Consider the following 19,574-nt stretch of genomic DNA (forward strand, 5'->3'; position numbering starts at 1 on the left):
AACGCCGCAGTCGCAGCAAACAGACGAGGGATGAACGAGGAATCATGAGTGAGACAGTGCAGATCGGCGTGTCGAAAACCGGTCGGCGAGGCTACGGCTTCAGTGACATCGCAGTGGTGCCCGATCGGCGCACCCGTGATGCCGGCGACGTGTCGGTGAACTGGAGCATCGACGCCTACCACTTCGATCTGCCCGTCGTCGGCGCGCCGATGGACTCGGCCGCCTCGCCTGAGACCGTCATCGCCCTCGGGCGCGCCGGCGGGCTCGGCGTGCTCGATCTCGAGGGCCTGTGGACGCGCTACGAAGACCCGACCGACGCCTACCGGCGCATTCGCGAGGCCAACGACGATCAGGCCGGGCGGGTGCTGCAGGAGGTCTACGCAGAGCCGGTCAAGGCCGAGCTGATCACCGAGCGGCTCGAGCAGATTCGTGCCGCCGGCGTGACCGTTGCCGGGGCGCTCTCGCCGCAGCGCACGCAGCAGTTCTACCAGACGGTGCTCGATGCGGGAGTCGACCTCTTCGTCATCCGCGGCACGACGGTCTCGGCAGAGCACGTGTCGGCGACCACTGAGCCGCTGAACCTCAAGAAGTTCATCTACGAACTCGACGTGCCGGTCATCGTGGGCGGTGCGGGCACCTATACGACCGCTCTGCATCTGATGCGAACCGGCGCTGCAGGCGTGCTGGCCGGATTCGGCGGAGGCGCCACGTCATCCTCATTGAAGACGCTGGGCCTGCGCACGCCGATGGCGACCACCGTGGCCGACGTCGCCGGCGCCCGCCGCGACTACCTCGACGAGTCGGGCGGTCGTTACGTGCACATCATCTGTGACGGCAGCCTGGGCTTCGGCGGTGACATTCCGAAGGCCTTCGCCTGCGGTGCCGACGCGGTCATGCTCGGCACGGCGCTCGCCCGTGCGAACGAGGCTCCCGGCGGCGGCTACCACTGGGGTGCCGAGGCGCATCACGCTGAGCTGCCACGCGGTCGCCGCGTGCAGGTCGGCAGCGTCGGACCGCTCGAGCAGGTGCTCTTCGGCCCGGCGCACGACGCCACCGGCACGACGAACCTGATCGGCTCGCTGCGCAAGTCGATGTCGACCACTGGATACACCGAGCTCAAGGAGTTCCAGAAGGTCGCAGTCACCGTCTCGCACTACGAGGCCTGAACCAGACGTGTCCGAATCTGTGCCCGACTCGAACACACGGTCGGAGTCCGCTGCGCCGGGCATCCAGACGCCGCGACGCATCGGGGCGGCCGAGGCCAATCTTCTGATCGACGAGCTCGAGGCGGAGCTCTCAGAGCCGCCGCGCTCGACGCTGTCGGTGCTGCTGACGGCGAAGTGGCTCGGCGCACTGTTCGTCGTGCTCCTGATCGTGGCCGGGTTCCTCGGGCTGGGCTGGTGGCAGGCGATGCGTGCGGTGACTCCGGGAGACGACGGCAGTCGTCAGACCGAGACTGCGCGGCCTCTCACCGATCTGCTCACGCCGGGTCAGACCATGAACGTGCAGGCCATCGAGCAGCGTGCGACCGTGTCGGGCACGGTGCTTCCGGGAACGGCCACGATCGTTGCGAACCGCACCCAGCAGAACGCGTCCGGCGAGACTGGCGAGGCCCGTGACCGCGAGGGCAATGCGCTCGGCTACTGGGTCGTGGTGGGCCTCTCGGTGGAGGCTCCCCAAGCGCCCGCCGGAGCCGTGCTGTCCGTGGCCCTCGGGTGGGCGCCCGACCTCGACCAGGCCCGATCTACACGCGACCGCGCCGAGGCTTTGGCGAATGCCGCGCCAGGCGAGGTCGGCGCAGCCGGCGCTGACGGGGATGCGATGGCCCTGAGCACAGGGACGCTGCAGCTGAGCGGGCGCATCATGCCGTTCGAAGGCGTCGAGAAACAGCAGACCACGGCCGCCGACTACCTCACGCAGGTGGTCTCAGGACCGGAGCTGATCAACGTGTGGCAGACCGACGACCGCCCATGGTTCGAGGGGTACCTGGTCGCCTCAGACGGCGTTCCCGCGGTGGTCGGCAGCAACCTGCAGACGATCTACTCGCCGCCGCCCTCGACTGAAGCGCAGATCAACTGGATGAACATCTTCTACGCCGCCGAGTGGGTGGTCTTCGCAGCCTTCTCTCTGTTCCTGTGGTGGCGCCTCGGCCGTGACGAGTACGAGCACGGTCTCGAATATGCCGCGCAGGAACGCGAACAGCTCGAGCTGCTGCGCCGTGTCGCCGTGCGATGAGCGCCCGCGTTAGGATGGAACCCATGACCCGTCAGCCGATTCTGCCGAAGCGCGATCGGCAGCGCATACCCGGTGCGATCAGGTTCTACAGCATCTTCGCCTACATCACCGGTGTGTTCCTGCTGCTGCTCTGCGCAGAGATGATCCTCAAGTACATTCCGTGGAATCACGAGCTCGGCGTCGGCTACGAGGTCTTCGCCGGCGGTGGTCACGTGCTCAACTTCGTGCCCTCGCTGCCCGAGTACATCGACAGCGCCGGCGGTCTGAACCTTTCGATCGGCGTGCTGATCGTGCACGGCTGGCTGTATGTCGTCTATCTGATCAGCGACTTCCGCCTGTGGACGCTGCTGCGGTGGCCGCTGCGGCGTTTCGTCGCGATCGCCTTGGGCGGCATCGTGCCGTTCCTCTCGTTCTTCGTCGAGCACCGCATGTCGCGCGCTGCGCGTAAAGATCTCGCCGAGCACAACGCCCGTGCCGAGGCCCACGACGAGGCCATCCTGGCACTGCGCAAGCAGGTCGCCGATGACGAGGCCCGTGCGGCAACGACCGCTGCACCTGGCGCAGCCGCTGAGAACGCGGCCGCCGCTCGTCATCCGGCGACGCAGCCGGGCGAGCACGGCATCCGTCAGACCTCAGGCGACGCCGCACAGACCACGACCGACACCGACGAAAGCAGCGAGACGAAGTGACCCAGCAGACCCCCACTGCGGCAGCGGCCTCGAACGAGGCAGGCGCTGACGCGACGACACCCACGGTGCTCGTCATCGATTTCGGCGCGCAGTACGCGCAGCTGATCGCACGGCGCGTGCGCGAGGCGCATGTGTACTCCGAGGTCGTGCCGCACACTTGGAGCGTCGAGAAGATCCTCGCGAAGAAGCCGGCGGCGATCATCCTCTCGGGCGGCCCCGCGAGCGTCTTCGAAGAGGGCGCCCCGCACGTCGACCGGGCCCTGTTCGAAGCCGGCGTGCCGGTGTTCGGCATCTGCTACGGCTTTCAGGCCATGTCGTATGCGCTCGGCGGCGTCGTCGATCAGGCGGCGGTGGGCGAGTACGGACACGCCGAGTCTGAGGTTCACGAAGCAGGCACGCTGCTCGAGGGCTCTCCTGCGAAGCAGTCGGTGTGGATGAGCCACGGCGTCGCGGTGAAGACCGCGCCCGAGGGGTTCGACGTGCTGGCGTCGACCGTGGGCGCGCCCGTGGCGGCGATCGAGGATCGCGGCCGTCGACTCTTCGGCGTGCAGTGGCACCCCGAGGTGCAGCACACTCCGCTCGGCCAGCAGGCGCTCGAGAACTTTCTGTACCACGGCGCCGGGCTGAAGCCGGAGTGGACCAGCGAGAACGTGATCGACCAGGAGGTCGCGAAGATCCGTGCCCAGGTCGGCGCGAGCAAGGTGGTCTGCGGGCTGTCGGGCGGCGTCGACTCGGCTGTCGCCGCAGCCCTGGTGCAGCGTGCGGTCGGCGATCAGCTGACCTGCATCTTCGTCGACCACGGCCTGCTGCGCAAAGACGAGGTCAAGCAGGTTCAGGAGGACTTCGTCGCCGCGACTGGCATCCGTCTGGTCACGATCGACGCGTCGGAGCAGTTCCTCACTGCGCTGAAGGGCGTCAGCGAGCCGGAGCGCAAGCGCAAGATCATCGGCCGCGAGTTCATCCGCACGTTCGAGCGTGTGGCTCGCGACCTGCAGAACGAGGCCTCGGCCGACGGCGAAGAGATCAAGTTCCTGGTGCAGGGCACGCTCTATCCCGATGTCGTCGAATCAGGCGGCGGCGAAGGTGCGGCCAACATCAAGAGCCACCACAATGTGGGCGGCCTGCCCGATGACCTGCAATTCAAACTCGTCGAGCCGCTGCGGTCGCTGTTCAAAGACGAGGTTCGCTCGATCGGTCGCGAGCTGGGCGTACCCGAGGTCATCGTCAGCCGTCAGCCGTTCCCCGGGCCCGGCCTGGGCATCCGCATCATCGGCGAGATCACGCAGGAGCGCCTCGACATTCTGCGCGAGGCCGACGCGATCGCGCGCGAGGAGCTCACCAAGGCTGGGCTCGACGATCAGATCTGGCAGTGCCCGGTGGTGCTGCTGGCCGATGTGCATTCAGTGGGCGTGCAGGGGGACGGGCGCACGTATGGGCATCCGATCGTGCTGCGCCCGGTGTCGAGCGAAGACGCGATGACGGCTGACTGGTCGCGGCTGCCGTACGACGTGCTGTCGGTGATCTCGAACCGCATCACGAACGAGGTGCGTGAGATCAACCGAGTGGTACTCGACGTCACGAGCAAGCCGCCGGGCACCATCGAGTGGGAGTAAGTCAGGCAGGCCTCGTCGCAGTGTGCGGCGGGGTCTGTTTCTGTTTTGGGCTGTTTGTCTTGGGGCTGTTGTGTCGTGTGTTTGTCTTGTGGGTGTCGTGTCCTAGGGCTGTTTTGTCTTGCGGCTGTTGTGTCGTGTGCTTGTCTTGCAGCTGTTGTGTCTGAGGGCAGTCCTGCCTTGAAGGTGTCGTGTCTCAGGACAGTCCTGCCCTGAAGGCATCGTGTTTCAGGGCAGTTCTGTCTTGAACCGGGCGAGGCGGCATGCGAGTGCGCAGAAGCCGGCTGATGCGCGGGATCGAGTGTATAGAACCTGTTGAAGACCCACCGAGTGTGTAGTTGGTGTGGGTGTTTGCTGCTGATGGTCGCGTGTTCTGTGCTTTCGGTGGGTGGAGGTACTTTGTAGATGGTGCGAGTGTGCAGAATCTGCTCATGGCTCACTGAGTGTGTAGTTGTTGTGGGTGTTTGCTGCTGATGGTCGCGTGTTCTGTGCTTTCGGTGGGTGGAGGGCCCTTGTAGATGGTGCGAGTGCGCAGAATCTGTTACGCATAGCCGTAGGTGCAGCACGAAGTTCTCCACATCGGGCAGATCGGGGAGACCCGGGGCAGGCCGATCGCTCATGCTGATGACATGTCGCCGTCCAAACCGCAGCCGCTGCCGATTCAGATCAGGCATCGACCCTTCACTGTGGCAGAAGCACGAGACCTGGGAGTCAGCCAGTCTCGACTGCGGGCCAACGACCTAGTACAGCCCTACCGAGGGGTGCGCTGCGCACGAACCGAAACGCGCACAGCAGAACCGGCGCAGAACCATGCGGGTTCACCGCCCGAGATCCCGAAATCCAAGCGTCTCTACGCAGCAGTGACGCATCGCGCGCGGCAGTATTTGCCACTGATGAAGCCAGGGCTCGCCTTCAGTCACCTGACCGCGGCGATCATATGGGGCCTGCCTCTGCCTCTCAGCATGATTGCTTCGGCGCTCGAACCCGACGGACTTGATGTCGCAGCGGCTGCGACCCTTTCGCGTCCGCGGCACCGCGGCATCCGCAGCAGGCGCATGCCCCCGACAGCTCATGTCTACACACTCGGCGATCTGCCGGTCTGCGATGTGCGGACGACTTGGAGGATGCTGGCCGATGTGCCGAATCATTCCGACGCTGATCTCGTGGCTGTCGGCGATTTTCTGGTCTGTCGCGCCGAGCTGCGTGCAGACGGCCGGCAGCCGTTCGCCGGGCCGAGGGAGCTCGTCGAGTGGGCGGGGTCGCTGTCGGGTCGAAACTGCAGAAGGATGCGCCAGGTCGCCCGTCTCGTGCGTGACGGCTCGCAGTCGCCCATGGAATCGCTCACTCGGCTGCTGCTGCTGGAGGCGGGGCTGCCGGAGCCTGAGCTCAACGCCGACATCTACGACCGGGCTGGAGGCCACTTGGCGCGGGCCGATCTGCTGTATCGGGTGCAGAGGGTGATTCCAGAATTCGACGGGGATCAGCACCGCACGTCGCGTGCGCAGCATGCTCGTGATCGGGAACGGCTGAAGGCACTTCGGAACGAAGGGTACGAGGTTGTTCAGGCCGATCTGCGCACGCTGACCGATGCACGTGCCGGGCAGGAGTTCGTGGCCGAGGTCGAGCGTGCGTTGGTGCAGAGGGGCATGCGCAGGTGAGACGAGAGATGCTGGGCGGGGGATCGGGGAGTGGTGGGGCGAGAGGTGCACAGGTGGACCGGTAAGGGGAGGCGAGGGGTGCTGGGCGGGGGATCGGGGAGTGGCGAGGTGAGAGATGTACAGACATCTGCGTGGGTGAGGCGAACGAGCGGCGAACGAGCGACGAACGAGCGACGAGCGAACGGCAAAGGAGCCGCCGCGCGCGTTGTGAACGAGCTGGTCGGGAGCGCGACACGCCGATCAAAAAAGTAGTCTGAGTAGACAGTTGCAGGGATCGGATTCTCCGCCGTAGCATCGAAATCAATTCGCCGAGAATGTGCTCGGCATCTCGATCACAACGTCAGTGGTCATCTCTTTCACAGGCAGTCAACCGCATCGTCGCGGGGTTGCGCTGTGCATCCATCAGAGCAGTAACCGGTCACACGGATGTGTTCGGTCTCGCCCTCGCTCGCCCGAAAACACCACGGGTGCGGCGCACCGAACTGAACACCACCAGAACCGAACAGCGTCACTCCCGCCGGAGTGACAGCAGCAGTCCCAACCCGAACATCCAGAAAGGAAAGCAGTGACCGAACTGACCGCCGTGACGAGCTCCATCCCCGTGCTGACCGGATCGATCCGCGTGATCGCGCCCTCAAGAAGCTCTGAGTCACGACACTCTGAGTCACGACGCCCAGAGCCACGGCATCCTGAGTCGCAACTCGCTGAGTTCGGTGCGAACGATGTCGCGCGCCCGGTCGCTGCTTCTCCCATAAGCCACGAGCGCTCGGTCGACACTCGCGCCATCGATATCACACGCATCGCCGGCCGTGCAGGCGCACCCTCGCGGCGCGTGGCGAGCGGGGTCGCTGCCACGGCATCCGCCGCACACCGCCTGTTCGACTTCGCCGTCACCACACGACACAGCACGCTCGCAGCCTGGCGCAATGCGATCTGCGTGATCTTCGCGCTCGCGGGGGTGGCGACGGCGGTCTGGGTCGCGCGCATCCCCGAAGTGAGCGCACAGCTCGGCATCGGCAGCGGCGGCGTCGCGATTCTGCTCGTCGGACTCTCGAGCGGTTCGATCACCGGGCTCGCCGTGGCACCGGGGCTGATCGGCCGCCTCGGCGCGCGACGCATGCTCACCGCCGCGATCACCGGCATCGGGCTCGGCCTCACCGCGATCGGCGTGGCAGTCGATGTGTTCGCGCAGACCGGATTCGCCTTCGCGGCGCTGATGCTCTTCGGATTCAGCCTGAGCTCGGCATCGGTCACGATGAACCTCGAAGGCACTACCGTCGAGAAGCGCGTCGGCCGCACGATTCTGCCGATGATGCACGCCTGCTACAGCGCGGGCACGATCACCGGCGCACTCGTCGGTGCGCTTGCCGCCTCGCGGGGCACGGGGCTGCTGCCGTATCTTGCTCTGGCGGCGGTGTTCCTGCTCGTCGCCGGTCTGGGCACACTGCGGTCAGTGCCGGGCGCGTCGGCTCCGCAGCGCATCCACTTCGAGGCCTCCGATGCACGTGGCTCGTCGACCGCCCATGCGGTACAGAACGGTGCCGGCAGCGCTGCGCGACTGTCTGAGGGCTCGGGCGAGAGCGAGGCATCAGCCGGCATGCGGGCACGACTGCGCGCACGTTTCGGGCTGCTGGCCGACCGACGGCTGCTGCTCATCGGCGTGATGATGGTCGGCATGTCATTCGTCGAGGGCTCGGCCAACGACTGGCTCAGCCTCGCGGCGGTCGAGGGCCACGGCCTCGACCACTCTGCTGCGGCACTGGTGTACGCGACGTTCGTCTCGGCGATGACGCTCGGCCGCCTCGTGGGAGGCCCTCTCGTCGACCGTCTGGGCACGACGCGAGTGCTTCTCGGCTGCGCCACGATCGCATCGATCGGGCTGGCCACATTCATCTTCGGTGCGGGAACGCCGCTGATCTTCGTGGCGACCGCGCTGTGGGGGCTGGGAGCATCGCTCGGGTTCCCGGTCGGCATGTCGCTGGCCGCCGACCATCCGACGGATGCGACCCGCCGGGTGAGCATGGTCTCGATCTTCGGGTACTCGGCTTCGCTCGCAGGGCCCCCTGCTTTGGGCATGCTGGCCGAGCACTTCGGGATTCTGCACGGATTCGTGCTCGTGCTCGCATTCGTGGTGATCTCGCTGGCGGTTCTGCCCGGAACGCGCAAAGCGCGAGGCGTGAGCGCCTGACGGCACGCGGGGGCGCGTATCGGGCGCAGTCAGTGCTTGCGTGTGCCGAACACGATGAGCACGACGCTCAGTGCGGCGATGATCGCACCGATCACGAACATGACGCCGTAGGTGATCATCGGCGCCAGCGCCGACAGAATGGCGGGAATGAAGAATCCCAGATACGTCAGCGAGTAGTACACGCCGACCATGCCGCCCAGGTGCTCCGGCCGGGCGTTGCGCTGAGTCTCCTGGAGTCCGGCGATCAGCAGCAGGCCGTATGCGAAGCCGAGGGCAGCGGCAGCGATGACGGTGATCACCATGCTGTGTGTGAATGCCGAGAGCGCGGCGATCAGCACACCGACGATCACGGCGCACATCGCCGAGGCGATGGCCCGCTGGCTGTGCGGCTTGATGAACTTGCGAGCCATCTGCTGGCTGAGCACGCCGAAGCTCAGCGCGACGAAGCAGAGGATGCCGGCGAAGGCCACCTCGAAGCCAGGCACCTGATCCATCACGAGCGACGGCAGCACGGCATAGGCACTCGCGGCAGCGCCGAACACCCACGGGGCCATCGGCAGCACGACGAGCAGAAAACGCGGTGAGACTGCCTCTTTGAGCTTCAGTGCCTGCCCCAGCGACTCGTGCTTGGTCGACACCTTGGTCTCGTCGCCCAGGGGCACGCCGGTGACCGTTGGGTTGGTCTCGGGTGTGCCGATCAGCATCAGCCACAGCACCGCGGTCAGCACGATGTTCACGGCATAGGGAGCGATCTCGGGAATCGGGGTGAACTGTGCCAGCAGCGCAGCAACGACGGCGCCGAGAGCGAACCCGACCGTCAGCGCCATAGTGGCTCGGCGGGCACCTGCGCCGGCATCCCCGGAATTCGAGTACGGCCTGGTCGACAGCTCTTTGATCCAGCTCGACCCGACTGCCATCACCAAGCCGAGCGCGAGGCCCGAGAAGATGCGGCCGACGAAGAGCAGCACGTGATCGTCGCCGCCCAGCATCAGCAGGATGCTGCCCGCGATCGACAGAGCAGGCGCGAGATGCATCAGCGGCCGACGGCCGCGCAGATCAGAGAGCGGCCCGCCGATCAGCAGGGCGGGAATGATGCCCACGACATATGCCCCAAGCAGTACGTTCACACTCTGCACGCTCATGTGCTCGTGGATGCGATACATCGCGAGCAGCGGGGTGAACTCGTTGCCACCCCATGCCACGGCGAAGAGCACCCCGGCGGCGGCAAGCCAGTCGGGGCGCTTCGGCTGCCAGCGTGGGTGCCGGCCCGGTACTGCGGTTGCGGCGGATGCGTTGGACGGATTGTGCTGAGACATGCGTGTGGTGTTTCTCGTTTTCACTCGACGAATCGAACTTGATGGCTGGTGGACTTCTGCGACGCTGCAGGGGGTGCTGCGTCGGCGACACTGCCGAGCGGACTGAGTTGGCGAATGCCGGTGCGGCGGATGCTGCAGTCGGCGGAGTGCGGATGTGTCGGCCCGGCATGCGGCCGAGCTGAGACGAAGCGGACTGAGTTCAGCGTGCGATCAACGGGGGCTGGCTCCATGAATGTCGCTGAAATGGTGGTCGAGCGCTTTGACGAACTGATGTGGATCGCCGGTGCGCAGCGCCTCGAGCAGATCGTGATGCTGCTTGAGCACGCGGTAGGGGCGGTCGCTGCCGGTCTTGACGGCATAGGCCGTCATACGGCGCTGGCGGTCGCTGAGCTGCTGATATACCGCAGTCAGAATACGATTGCCGGCCGACTCGACGAGAACCTGGTGAAAGTGCAGATCGGCGACGATGAACGCCTGCAGGTCGGGGTCGTCGGCGAGTGCGGCCTCTTGGCTGACCAGCGTTGCCTCGAGCTCGTCGGCCACCTTTTTGAGTAAGGCGGGAGACGCAGCGAGTCGGCTTGCCGCCCACGACTCGATCAGACGACGAGCCTCGAGAATCTCATTGCCCTCGCTGCTGTCGACGCCTTCGACGAGGGCTCCGCGCTTGGGATAGAGATGCATCCAGCCTTCGGCCTGCAGCCGAAGGAACGCCTCGCGCACCGGAGTGCGACTGACGCCGAGCTGTTCGGCGATCTCGCCTTCGCTGAGCAGTGTGTTCCCCGCAATGTCGCCGAGGATGATGCGCTCTTTGAGATCGCTGTAGACGCGTTCTGACGCCAACGCCGCCACAACCAGCCCCCTTCGGGTATACAACATAGATACAAGATGCATCTAGGAGTGTACACCCGCCGAGGGCTGGCGCAAAGTCACAGGCGCGTCGCGCTGGACTGAGTCAGTCGCGGCTGCTGGCAAGAATCGCGAACAGGCGCAGGAACTCCACGTAGAGCCAGATGACCGTGACGGCGATGCCGAAGGCGGCAGTCCAGCCGAACTTGGCCGGCGCTCCCTGCTGCACACCAGTCTTGACCATGTCGAAGTCGAGGACGAGCGAGTACGCGGCCATGATGACCACCAGAATGCCGACGATGACGCCGACCGGGATGCCGAAGATATCCATGCCCAACACGCCGAAGGGGTTCGACGTCGCGCCGAAGACCTTCATACCCACGTTGATCAGGCTGAACAGCAGGTAGCCGCCCATGGCGATCATCAGGATCTTTGCGCCCTTGGCCGACGCGCGCACCTTGCCGCTGCAGAAGAGCACCAATGTGACGGCGAACACGCTGAGCGTCGCCAGCACCGCCTGAACGACGATGCCACCGTAGTACGTCGTCGCGAACACCTGTGAGATCGCTCCGACGAAGAGCCCTTCGAAGACGCCGTAGGCGAGAATGAGCGGCACGGACGGCTGCTTCTTGAACGAGTTGACCAGGCCGAGCACCAGACCCACGATGACGCCGGGAAGCAGCAGCACAGGGAACATCCAGCCGACGACGGCACCGACGAGAATCGTGCCGAAGAGCATCGCGGTCTTCACGATGACGCCGTCGTAGGTCATGCGCTCCGAGGCGGGCAGTGCCGAGCCCGCGGCAGGGAAGGCCTGCGGCTGAGTCTGCTGAGGAAGTCCCTGCTGTGTCTGGGGTTCGGCCCCTGCCGGGCGATCGTACATCTGGCGCAGCTGATCAGCCGTTGCAGTCTCACCCACCTGCGGCGTCTTGCCGTTGAAATAGGGGTTTCTCGAGAGAACGGGGTTGTCCAGAGCCACGAAGGCCTCCTCATTGTCGTGTCGTGGTCAGCCGCGCTGTCAATGTCGCTGATCGGCAGCGGTGCCGCGGCGCATACACATTCTAGAGAACGCAGCTGTGCGCCGCCTATTCCCCGTGGGCCGCCACAGCCTCGTCCACGGCGCGAGCCAGATCGTCGTCGCCGAAGACAAAGCCGTCTTCGGTCAGCCGCTGAGGAACCACATGCTGATCGGCCAGCAGCAGGTCGTCGGCTGCGGTGCCGAGTGCCATGCGCAGTGCCCATGCCGGCGCCGGCAGCAGATGTGGGCGTCGCAGTGCCCGGGTGACCGCACGGGTGACCTGCTCGCTCGTGGCACCGCTGGGCGCTGCGATGTTGGCCGGCCCTGCGATCTCGCTCTCGGTGGCCAGATGCACATAGGCAGCCGCCTCGTCGCTCAGCGACACCCAGGGCCAGTGCTGTCGCCCCGAGCCGAGCCTGCCGGCGAGGCCGAACTTCGCAAGGGTGACCAGCGGGCCGAGAGCAGCTCGCGTCGAGAGCACGATTCCGGTGCGCGCATGCACGATGCGTGTGCTGTCTGCCGCAGCACGCGTCGCGGTCTCCCAGCGGCGTGTGACGGCGGCGAGAAAGCCTTCGCCGGAGGCGGCCTGCTCGGTGAGTCGTTCGCCGGGGCGGCTGCCGTAGAAACCGACCGCCGACGCCGAGACCCAGGCGGCCGGGGGCTCTGTCGAGGCCGCTATGGCCCGGGCGAGCGTACGAGTGCTCGAGACGCGGCTCTCAAGGATGCTGTGGCGACGCGATTTGGTCCACGGCAGTTTCGCGATGCTGGTGCCGTTCAAGGAAATGACGGCGTCGGCCCACTCGACGGACTCGGGGTCGATCTCAGCGGTCGTCGGCTGCCACTGCCATGTGGGGGTCGAACCGGAATCGCTGTGCGAGCCGGGGCGTGTGAGTATGCCGACCTCGTGACCGGTGTGGGCCAGCTGTCGACGGATTTCGGACCCGATGAGTCCACTGGCTCCCGCGATGAGCACTTTCATAGTCACTCCTCTTCACTGGTGGTGCCTGTTTCACCGGTGATGCCTGTGTTTCACCGACCATACCTGCAAGTAGCTTACTTGGTAAGTATGCGGTGCTACGATCAGCTCATGCGCACCTCGCCCGACACCTCCGACCGTACCGGCTCGCCGACTCTGCAGGGCGGACAGACCGACTCGCGTCGGCCGAGCCGTCAGCCCAGCCGCTGGCTGCGCATCGGGCTGCCCGTCGTGCTCATGCTGCTGTGGCTGGTGTTGGGAGGGCTGGGCGGGCCGACCTTCGGCAAGATCTCACAGGTCGCCTCGACCGATGCGACCACATTTCTGCCGGCCAGCTCGCAGTCGACGCAGGTGCAGCAGTGGCAGCAGCGCTTCGCGGACGACCCCGATGTGATTCCTGCGGTCGTCGTCTTCACCACGGAAGACAACCGCGAGCTCACGGCCGGCGACCTGCAGCAGATCACCGATCGCGTCGCCGCCGCCGCAGACGGCGCCACCGCCTCTCCGGTGATCCCCAGCGAAGACCGGCAGGCGGCGCAGGTCGTCATCGAGCTCGACCGCGGCGACGGGCCGAAGGCTCCCGTGCAGCAGCTGCAGCAGGCGCTCGCCGACCCCGACCCGGCATCCACCGACATCGAGGCACACGTGACCGGGCCGGCCGGCTACGCCGCAGACCTCAGCGCAGCCTTCGCCGGCATCGACGGAGTGCTGCTGATCGTGGCTCTGAGTGCCGTGCTTGTGATCCTCGTGCTGGTCTACCGGTCGCTGCTGCTGCCTCTGCTGGTGCTGCTCACCTCTGTGTTCGCTCTCTGCGCCTCGATCCTCACCGTCTTCTGGCTCGCCAAGGCGGGTGTCGTGCAGCTGAACGGGCAGTCGCAGGGCATTCTCTGCATTCTGGTGATCGGCGCGTGCACCGACTATTCGCTGCTCATCGTGCACCGATATCGCGAGCTGCTGACCACAGAGCCGAGCGTGTGGCGGGCGGTGCTCGCCGCCCTGCGCGCGAATCTCGAACCGGTGGCGGCTTCGGCCGGCACCGTCATCGCCGGGCTGCTCTGTCTGCTGCTGAGCGATCTGAACTCGAACCGCAGCCTCGGCCCCGTGACCGCGATCGGCATCGTCTGGGCGTTCCTCGCCGCGATGACGCTGCTGCCGGCACTGCTGGCGCTGGTCGGCCGAGCCGGCTTCTGGCCGAACGTGCCGCGACTGCGGGCCGCACATGTCTCGAACGAGCGCACCGGTCGGCTCTGGCCCGCGGTGGCCCGATTCGTCGACCGTCGTCATCGCACGGTGTGGATCGCGAGCGTCGTGCTGCTGGCCGCGGGCGCGACCGGGCTGTTCGGGCTGAACGCGAACGGCGTGCAGCAGCGCGACCTGGTGCTCACCGAGAATCAGTCGTCGACCGGTCAGGCGCTGCTCGAGCAGCACTTCGCAGGCGGCACAGGCAGCCCGGTCACCGTGATCGCAGACACGACGGATGCGGCGGCCGCCTTGGACGCTCTGCGTGCGGCCGACGGCATGAGCGGTGCGTACCAGGTGACGGACGGTCCGAGTGGGGCGCCTATTCCGGGGGCGCAGCCGCTTGAGGTCGACGGGCATGTGCAGCTGCGTGCGACGCTTGAGCACGGCGCCGACGACCCGAGCTCGGAGCAGGCCGTGCGCGAGCTGCGCGCCGACCTGGCCACTGCCGCTCCGAGCGCGCTGGTCGGAGGGGTCACTGCGACGGCGGTCGACACCAATGACGCCGCCATGCACGACCGCAACCTGATCATTCCGGTCGTGTTGGTGGTGATCACGATCATCCTCATGCTGCTGCTGCGTTCGATCGTGGCGCCGATCATGCTGCTGGGCGCCACGGTGCTCTCGTTCGCAGCAGCTCTCGGCGTCTCGTCGCTGGTCTTCGACCACGTGCTGCACCTGCCCGGTGCCGACCCCTCTGTGCCGCTCTACGGGTTCGTGTTCCTGGTCGCGCTCGGCGTCGACTACAACATCTTCTTGATGACGCGGGTGCGCGAAGAGACCCGGTTCTTCGCCGAGAACGGCGTGCCCGATGCAGACCTGACGAGAAGGCAGCAGCATGACGCACATCTCAGCACCCGACGGGGCATCGACGAGGGGCTGGTGCAGACCGGCTCGGTGATCACCTCGGCCGGCGTCGTGCTCGCAGCGACGTTCGCCGCACTCGGCGTGATCCCGATCCTCTTTCTGCTGCAGCTCGCCATCATCGTGAGCTTCGGCGTGCTGCTCGACACGATTCTGGTGCGGTCGCTGCTGGTGCCGGCGCTCGCGATCTCGATGCGTCGAGTGCTCTGGTGGCCGTCGCGCCTTGATCGTGCGGGTTCTTCGAAACGCGGGGCATAATGTCTTCAGGTCGGCTGCCGCAGCCGATCGGCTCACCCCATCGAACGGAGCAAGGCATGGCGCTGTACGCGATCACTTACAAGTACGTCGACGACACGGAGAAGCTCGGCGAGGTGCGTCCCTCACATCGCGCCTACCTCACCGGGCTGCTTGAGAACGGGCAGAACCTTGCCTCGGGGCCGCTGACCACAGCAGGCCCGAACACTGCGCTGCTGATCTTCCAGGCTGACAGCATCGAGCAGGCCGCCGCACTGAGCGACGACGACCCGATGGTCGCCAACGGTCTGGTCGCCGAGCGTCACGTGCAGGAGTGGAACATCGTCATCGGCGGCTTCTCACACTGATCGTTCGACCAGCACTCGCCCCAGAGCGCGCAGCGCGGCGTCCAGCTCGCGGTCGTCGAGGTGCCCGTAGCCGATGACCAGCCCGTGTCGTGACTCGCCCTGATCGCCTCCGCTCCAATAGGTCGACAGCGCTGACACGGCGATGCCTGCTGCGGTGCAGCGGCGCATGAGATCGGCTTCGCGATCGAGGGATGTCGCGTCCACGGCACCTCGCGCGCGTGCGTCGTCAGTGATGCCCGTTCGGTCTGCGCTCGTGACGCCGCCGTCAGACGTCACCTCGATGACGGCGTGCAGGCCGCCGTCCATGGGAAACACCGTGATGCCTGCGAGCCCCTGCAGCTGCGTGAGAACGCGGCTGCGTCGCTGGCGATAGATGCGACGCATCCGCGCGGTGTGTCGGCGCAGCTCGCCTGACGACAGATACTCGGCGAAGGCGGTCTGCGTCATCGCCGACACTGGTGAGCCGAGATCGCGGCGCACCTGCAGCATCCGCTCGCGCAGCCGATCGCCGGCGATCACGAAACCGGTCGCGACCTCGGGGGCGACCGTCTTCGAATACGTGCCAAGGGTGACGACCACCCCGTCGTGCGGATCGTCCAGGGCGGCGAGCGCAGGCAGCGGCTGGCCGACGTAGCGCAGCTCGGAGTCATAGTCGTCTTCGATGACGATCACCTCGTGACGGCGGGCCCAGTCGAGCAGTTCGCGGCGACGGTCGACAGGCAGCGACCCACCCAACGGATACTGGTGGCTGGGGGTCACGATCACCGCGTCTGGCATCGCCGCGGGAGGCTGCGGCAGTCGGTCGGTGAGCAGCCCCGACGTATCGACCTGCAGACGCTGGAGTTGCGCGCCCAAACGGGTCACCACGCGTCGCAGCGACGGGTAGCCCGGTGACTCCACTCCGATGACCGGGGCAGCGGTGCTGCCGAACGACGCGAGCATCAGCAGGGCCAGCCCTTCGCGTGCTCCCGCAGTCACGATGACCGCATCGGCGTCGCGCCTGACCCCGCGCATGCGGCGCAGATGCTCGACGATCTGCCTGCGCAGTTCTGGCAGTCCGGCTGGTGGCACGGGGGCCGGGACCGTCTCAGTCGCCGTTCGCCATGCCGTTCGCCAGGCCGGCGTGATCAGGTGCTCGGTCGATGGTCGATCGGGCGTGAGGTCGTGAACGATGCGTGGCGTCCGAGATGAGGTCTGTGTGTGCGCCTGTGCGTGCGCGCCGCTTGGAGGCGAGGGCGGAGTCGGCCGTTGCTGCGAGGGCAGTGACACCTGGGTGCGGTCAGACGCCGGCGGGCGCGGATGCGTCACCGCCAGGCGCGGGTTGACTCGCGTGGCCGAGCCCCGCCGAGCTTCGAGATACCCCTCGGCGCCGAGCTGTTCGAAGGCGGTCACGACCGTTCCCCGGGACACGCCCAGCTGCCTGGCCCAGGCTCGCGTCGACGGCAGCGCGTCGCCCGCATCGAGCACGCCGGTGTCGATCAGCTCTCGAACGGCCGAGGCCAGCTGCGCCGGCAGCGACTCGGCGCGCTCGGGGCGCAGATCGATCGGCAGTTCGAGAAGCTGAGCGGCGCGCATGCACTCCAGTGTGACCTATGAACGGCAAAGTGGTCCAGAGAAATCGCAGGATACTGGATCTTGTCGCATGCCACTTCTCGGGTGACAGTTGAGGCCATGACTGAGACCCAGACCCTCGCTGACCAGACCGCTGCTGCCGACACGACCATCGCATCCGCCTTCGGTACGCCCCTCGTCAAGAGCGGGCTCGCCGACATGCTCAAAGGCGGCGTCATCATGGACGTCGTGACCGCCGAGCAGGCGCGCATCGCCGAAGACGCCGGAGCCGTCGCCGTCATGGCGCTCGAACGCGTCCCGGCAGACATCCGCGCGCAGGGCGGTGTGGCGCGCATGAGCGATCCCGACCTGATCGATTCGATCATCGCGGCGGTGTCGATTCCGGTGATGGCGAAGGCGCGCATCGGGCACTTCGTCGAAGCGCAGGTGCTGCAGGAGCTCGGCGTCGACTACATCGACGAATCCGAAGTGCTGAGTCCCGCCGACTACGTGAATCACATCGACAAGCAGCGCTTCACCGTGCCCTTCGTGTGCGGTGCCACCAATCTGGGCGAGGCGCTGCGCCGTATCGCCGAAGGGGCGGCGATGATCCGGTCGAAGGGTGAGGCCGGCACGGGGGATGTGTCCGAGGCGACCAAGCACATCCGCACGATCAGGGGTGACATCGCCCGACTGCAGGCGCTCTCCGCCACAGAGCCGGAGCAGCTCTATGTTGCGGCGAAAGAGCTCGCGGCGCCGCTGCCGCTGGTGCAGTGGGTCGCGGAGCACGGCGAACTGCCGGTCGTGCTGTTCACCGCTGGCGGCATCGCCACGCCCGCAGACGCAGCGATGATGATGCAGCTCGGTGCCGACGGCGTGTTCGTCGGCTCGGGCATCTTCAAGTCGGGCGAGCCCGCAAAGCGCGCAGCCGCGATCGTACGCGCAACTGCCCAGTATGACGATCCGGCGGCGATCGCCCAGGCCTCACGCGGGCTCGGCGAGGCGATGGTCGGCATCAACGTGGCCGACCTGCCCGCGCCTCACCGTCTCGCCGAACGAGGATGGTGACAATGCCTGACCCGACCGGCAGTCACCCGACCGGCAGTCACCCGACCGGCAGTCAACCGGAGGCGCACGTGCGGCCTGAAACGAGCATCCGTCGCACGGTAGACCTGGGTGTGCGCTCGAGACCCGACCCGAGCATCCGTCGTGTGGGCGTGCTTGCGGTGCAGGGTGGCGTGCGCGAACATGTCGATCTGCTGGCATCGATGCAGGTGCTGCCCGTGCCGATTCGGCGTTCGGCCGATCTCATCGGCCCAGACGGCCCTCGGGTGGATGCCATGGTGCTGCCCGGCGGGGAATCGTCGGTGCTCGATCGGCTCACTCGCGCGCTCGGCCTCACGGATGCGCTGAGTGAAGTCATTGCCGCCGGGCTGCCGACGCTCGGCACCTGCGCGGGGCTGATCATGCTGGCTGATCGCATCGAGAACCCGGCGCCGGGGCAGCGTTCCCTCGGGGGTCTGGACGTCACGGTCGACCGCAACGCCTTCGGGGCACAGGTGGTGTCTGAAGAGGCCACGGTCGAGACGATCTGGGGGCCGGTGCGCGCGGCGTTCATCAGAGCTCCGCGGGTTGTGCAGCTCGGGGGAGCGACCGTGGCCGCGCGTCATCGGGGCGAGATCGTCGCCGTCACACAGGGGAACCTCATCGGGGTGGCGTTTCATCCCGAGCTCACGGGTGACACCACGGTGCATGAGCAGCTGCTGAAGCTGGTGTGACGGCTGCTGGTGCTGCTGGTGCTGCTGGTGGTGCCGGTGCTGGTGGGTGGTGAGGTTGTGGCTGGTGGCACACATGATGCTCGGTCCCAGGCACCGTTCGCTCCAGACCGTCGTCGTTCGCTCCAGATTCGCAGATCTCGAGCGAACGACGGCAGTGTCGAGCGAACGGTGCTGGTGAACGCGTGGTTGTGCTATCGCACCGAGGCGCGGCGCAGTGCCAGGTACTGTGACAGGCAGGTGATCACGATGATGACGCCGGTGAAGGCAGCCAGCCACCACACGCTGAAGTGTTCGCCGAGCCAGGGCCAGGCCGGGACTGACAACAGCAGTACGAGTGCGACGATCAGCGCAAGTGCGATGGCCACGATCGTCGGGCCTTTATTGCCGAATCGCACCCAGATCGCGCCGAAGGCTCCGCCGATCGACAGCGACGCGAGCGTGCCCAAGAACAAGGTCACGAGCAGCTGCCACAGCGATCCCGAGCCGAAGAGCAGCGTGTCGAAGACATAGACGCCGATGAACCAGTGGTTCGTGGCGATTTCGAGCAGCAGAAGCGCACCGCCCAGAAGTGCGACGTAGACCGCCATCAGCAGATGAAACGCCAGCGTGCCGAGCGTGAACGAGCGGCGTGTGCTGCCCAAAGCGAGCACGAACGGAAAGGTCGTCGAGACCGAGGCGACACCCAGGTAGATCAGAAATCCGGGTAGGGACCACGCCGCACCCGAGTTGTTGCGCAGCCCGCTGGCGAACTCCGGGTCGCTTGGGCTGCCACCGGTCGCACGCTGAATCGTCAGCGAGATGATCACAGAGATCACGAACACCAAGCCGAAGATGAGCGCCGGGGTGAGCACGCTGCTCGACGGAACGTTCAGCTGAAGCCGGGTGACCCGGGCGATGCGCTGCAATGGGGTCGGGCGGCTGACGGAAGGCCCGGGACGTACCGGGTCGGAGCTGACGGCGCCGTCGAGGCGGGAAGAGAAGGCTGGGGAAGTCATGATCACTCC

Annotated in this window: 16 protein-coding genes; 10 read left to right on the forward strand and 6 right to left on the reverse strand. The window is 66.5% G+C overall.

What is annotated here, in order from left to right; genetic code table 11:
- The first annotated feature begins 44 nt into the window (after positions 1-44).
- From F8O07_RS04085 to F8O07_RS04110, 6 genes are all read left to right on the forward strand, one after another.
- Positions 45-1,166 (forward strand): GuaB3 family IMP dehydrogenase-related protein, encoded by a 1,122-nt coding sequence (locus tag F8O07_RS04085; protein WP_158030861.1) that lies wholly within the window; start codon positions 45-47, stop codon positions 1,164-1,166.
- A 7-nt stretch (positions 1,167-1,173) separates the two neighbouring features.
- A complete protein-coding gene (locus F8O07_RS04090) occupies positions 1,174-2,235 on the forward strand; it encodes an SURF1 family cytochrome oxidase biogenesis protein (RefSeq protein WP_158030862.1) in 1,062 nt (353 codons plus the stop codon).
- Between the two features lie 23 nt (positions 2,236-2,258).
- Positions 2,259-2,924 carry a DUF3817 domain-containing protein gene (locus tag F8O07_RS04095; RefSeq protein ID WP_158030863.1) on the forward strand — a complete coding sequence of 222 codons (666 nt, stop codon included), beginning with the start codon at positions 2,259-2,261 and terminating at the stop codon, positions 2,922-2,924.
- A gap of 65 nt (positions 2,925-2,989) precedes the next feature.
- Positions 2,990-4,537, forward strand: coding sequence for a glutamine-hydrolyzing GMP synthase (gene guaA, locus F8O07_RS04100; RefSeq protein WP_225733249.1), 1,548 nt, complete (start codon positions 2,990-2,992; stop codon positions 4,535-4,537).
- A gap of 1,052 nt (positions 4,538-5,589) precedes the next feature.
- Complete coding sequence (locus F8O07_RS04105) at positions 5,590-6,192, forward strand: hypothetical protein (protein ID WP_158030865.1); 603 nt, start codon at positions 5,590-5,592, stop codon at positions 6,190-6,192.
- A gap of 565 nt (positions 6,193-6,757) precedes the next feature.
- Positions 6,758-8,380, forward strand: coding sequence for an MFS transporter (locus F8O07_RS04110; protein WP_158030866.1), 1,623 nt, complete (start codon positions 6,758-6,760; stop codon positions 8,378-8,380).
- A gap of 29 nt (positions 8,381-8,409) precedes the next feature.
- Here F8O07_RS04110 and F8O07_RS04115 read toward each other — a convergent pair whose 3' ends face one another.
- From F8O07_RS04115 to F8O07_RS04130, 4 genes are all read right to left on the reverse strand, one after another.
- Entirely contained in the window at positions 8,410-9,696 is a 1,287-nt protein-coding gene (locus F8O07_RS04115; protein WP_158030867.1) for an MFS transporter, read from the reverse strand.
- A gap of 210 nt (positions 9,697-9,906) precedes the next feature.
- Complete coding sequence (locus F8O07_RS04120; RefSeq protein WP_192496628.1) at positions 9,907-10,536, reverse strand: GntR family transcriptional regulator; 630 nt, start codon at positions 10,534-10,536, stop codon at positions 9,907-9,909.
- Positions 10,537-10,648: 112 nt separating this feature from the next.
- The gene (locus F8O07_RS04125) at positions 10,649-11,515 is read right to left on the reverse strand and encodes a Bax inhibitor-1/YccA family membrane protein (protein WP_158031780.1); all 867 of its coding nucleotides are present in this window, start codon (positions 11,513-11,515) and stop codon (positions 10,649-10,651) included.
- A gap of 112 nt (positions 11,516-11,627) precedes the next feature.
- Positions 11,628-12,539: a TIGR01777 family oxidoreductase gene (locus F8O07_RS04130; protein ID WP_158030869.1), complete on the reverse strand. Its 912-nt coding sequence runs from the start codon at positions 12,537-12,539 to the stop codon at positions 11,628-11,630.
- A 108-nt stretch (positions 12,540-12,647) separates the two neighbouring features.
- Between F8O07_RS04130 and F8O07_RS04135 the strand changes: the two genes are divergently transcribed.
- Both F8O07_RS04135 and F8O07_RS04140 read left to right on the forward strand, forming a co-directional pair.
- Positions 12,648-14,897 carry an MMPL family transporter gene (locus tag F8O07_RS04135; RefSeq protein WP_158030870.1) on the forward strand — a complete coding sequence of 750 codons (2,250 nt, stop codon included), beginning with the start codon at positions 12,648-12,650 and terminating at the stop codon, positions 14,895-14,897.
- Between the two features lie 56 nt (positions 14,898-14,953).
- Positions 14,954-15,241 carry a YciI family protein gene (locus F8O07_RS04140; protein ID WP_158030871.1) on the forward strand — a complete coding sequence of 96 codons (288 nt, stop codon included), beginning with the start codon at positions 14,954-14,956 and terminating at the stop codon, positions 15,239-15,241.
- Here the strand turns inward: F8O07_RS04140 and F8O07_RS04145 are convergent.
- Positions 15,233-16,816 carry a PLP-dependent aminotransferase family protein gene (locus F8O07_RS04145; protein ID WP_158030872.1) on the reverse strand — a complete coding sequence of 528 codons (1,584 nt, stop codon included), beginning with the start codon at positions 16,814-16,816 and terminating at the stop codon, positions 15,233-15,235. The genes F8O07_RS04140 and F8O07_RS04145 overlap by 9 nt on opposite strands.
- Positions 16,817-16,912: 96 nt before the next feature.
- On the opposite strand from F8O07_RS04145, the gene pdxS reads away from it, so the two are divergent.
- Both pdxS and pdxT read left to right on the forward strand, forming a co-directional pair.
- Positions 16,913-17,860, forward strand: coding sequence for a pyridoxal 5'-phosphate synthase lyase subunit PdxS (gene pdxS, locus F8O07_RS04150; protein ID WP_158030873.1), 948 nt, complete (start codon positions 16,913-16,915; stop codon positions 17,858-17,860).
- Positions 17,861-17,862: 2 nt separating this feature from the next.
- Positions 17,863-18,570 (forward strand): pyridoxal 5'-phosphate synthase glutaminase subunit PdxT, encoded by a 708-nt coding sequence (gene pdxT / locus F8O07_RS04155; RefSeq protein WP_158030874.1) that lies wholly within the window; start codon positions 17,863-17,865, stop codon positions 18,568-18,570.
- A 191-nt stretch (positions 18,571-18,761) separates the two neighbouring features.
- Here the strand turns inward: pdxT and F8O07_RS04165 are convergent, their stop codons facing one another.
- Positions 18,762-19,565 (reverse strand): hypothetical protein, encoded by an 804-nt coding sequence (locus F8O07_RS04165; RefSeq protein ID WP_225733171.1) that lies wholly within the window; start codon positions 19,563-19,565, stop codon positions 18,762-18,764.
- Positions 19,566-19,574 lie beyond the last annotated feature (9 nt).

Origin of the sequence: Pseudoclavibacter sp. CFCC 13796 (assembly GCF_008831185.1) — a bacterium.
Taxonomy (GTDB): domain Bacteria; phylum Actinomycetota; class Actinomycetes; order Actinomycetales; family Microbacteriaceae; genus Pseudoclavibacter_A.

Excerpts from the sequence above, each read along its gene's own strand:
- F8O07_RS04095 (WP_158030863.1), top strand. The coding sequence starts at position 2,259 with ATGACCCGTCAGCCGATTCTGCCGAAGCGCGATCGGCAGCGCATACCC.
- F8O07_RS04085 (WP_158030861.1), top strand. The coding sequence starts at position 45 with ATGAGTGAGACAGTGCAGATCGGCGTGTCGAAAACCGGTCGGCGAGGC.
- F8O07_RS04165 (WP_225733171.1), bottom strand. The coding sequence starts at position 19,565 with ATGACTTCCCCAGCCTTCTCTTCCCGCCTCGACGGCGCCGTCAGCTCC.
- F8O07_RS04105 (WP_158030865.1), top strand. The coding sequence starts at position 5,590 with ATGCCCCCGACAGCTCATGTCTACACACTCGGCGATCTGCCGGTCTGC.
- F8O07_RS04130 (WP_158030869.1), bottom strand. The coding sequence starts at position 12,539 with ATGAAAGTGCTCATCGCGGGAGCCAGTGGACTCATCGGGTCCGAAATC.
- pdxT (WP_158030874.1), top strand. The coding sequence starts at position 17,863 with ATGCCTGACCCGACCGGCAGTCACCCGACCGGCAGTCACCCGACCGGC.
- F8O07_RS04135 (WP_158030870.1), top strand. The coding sequence starts at position 12,648 with ATGCGCACCTCGCCCGACACCTCCGACCGTACCGGCTCGCCGACTCTG.
- F8O07_RS04140 (WP_158030871.1), top strand. The coding sequence starts at position 14,954 with ATGGCGCTGTACGCGATCACTTACAAGTACGTCGACGACACGGAGAAG.
- F8O07_RS04145 (WP_158030872.1), bottom strand. The coding sequence starts at position 16,816 with ATGCGCGCCGCTCAGCTTCTCGAACTGCCGATCGATCTGCGCCCCGAG.
- F8O07_RS04115 (WP_158030867.1), bottom strand. The coding sequence starts at position 9,696 with ATGTCTCAGCACAATCCGTCCAACGCATCCGCCGCAACCGCAGTACCG.
- pdxS (WP_158030873.1), top strand. The coding sequence starts at position 16,913 with ATGACTGAGACCCAGACCCTCGCTGACCAGACCGCTGCTGCCGACACG.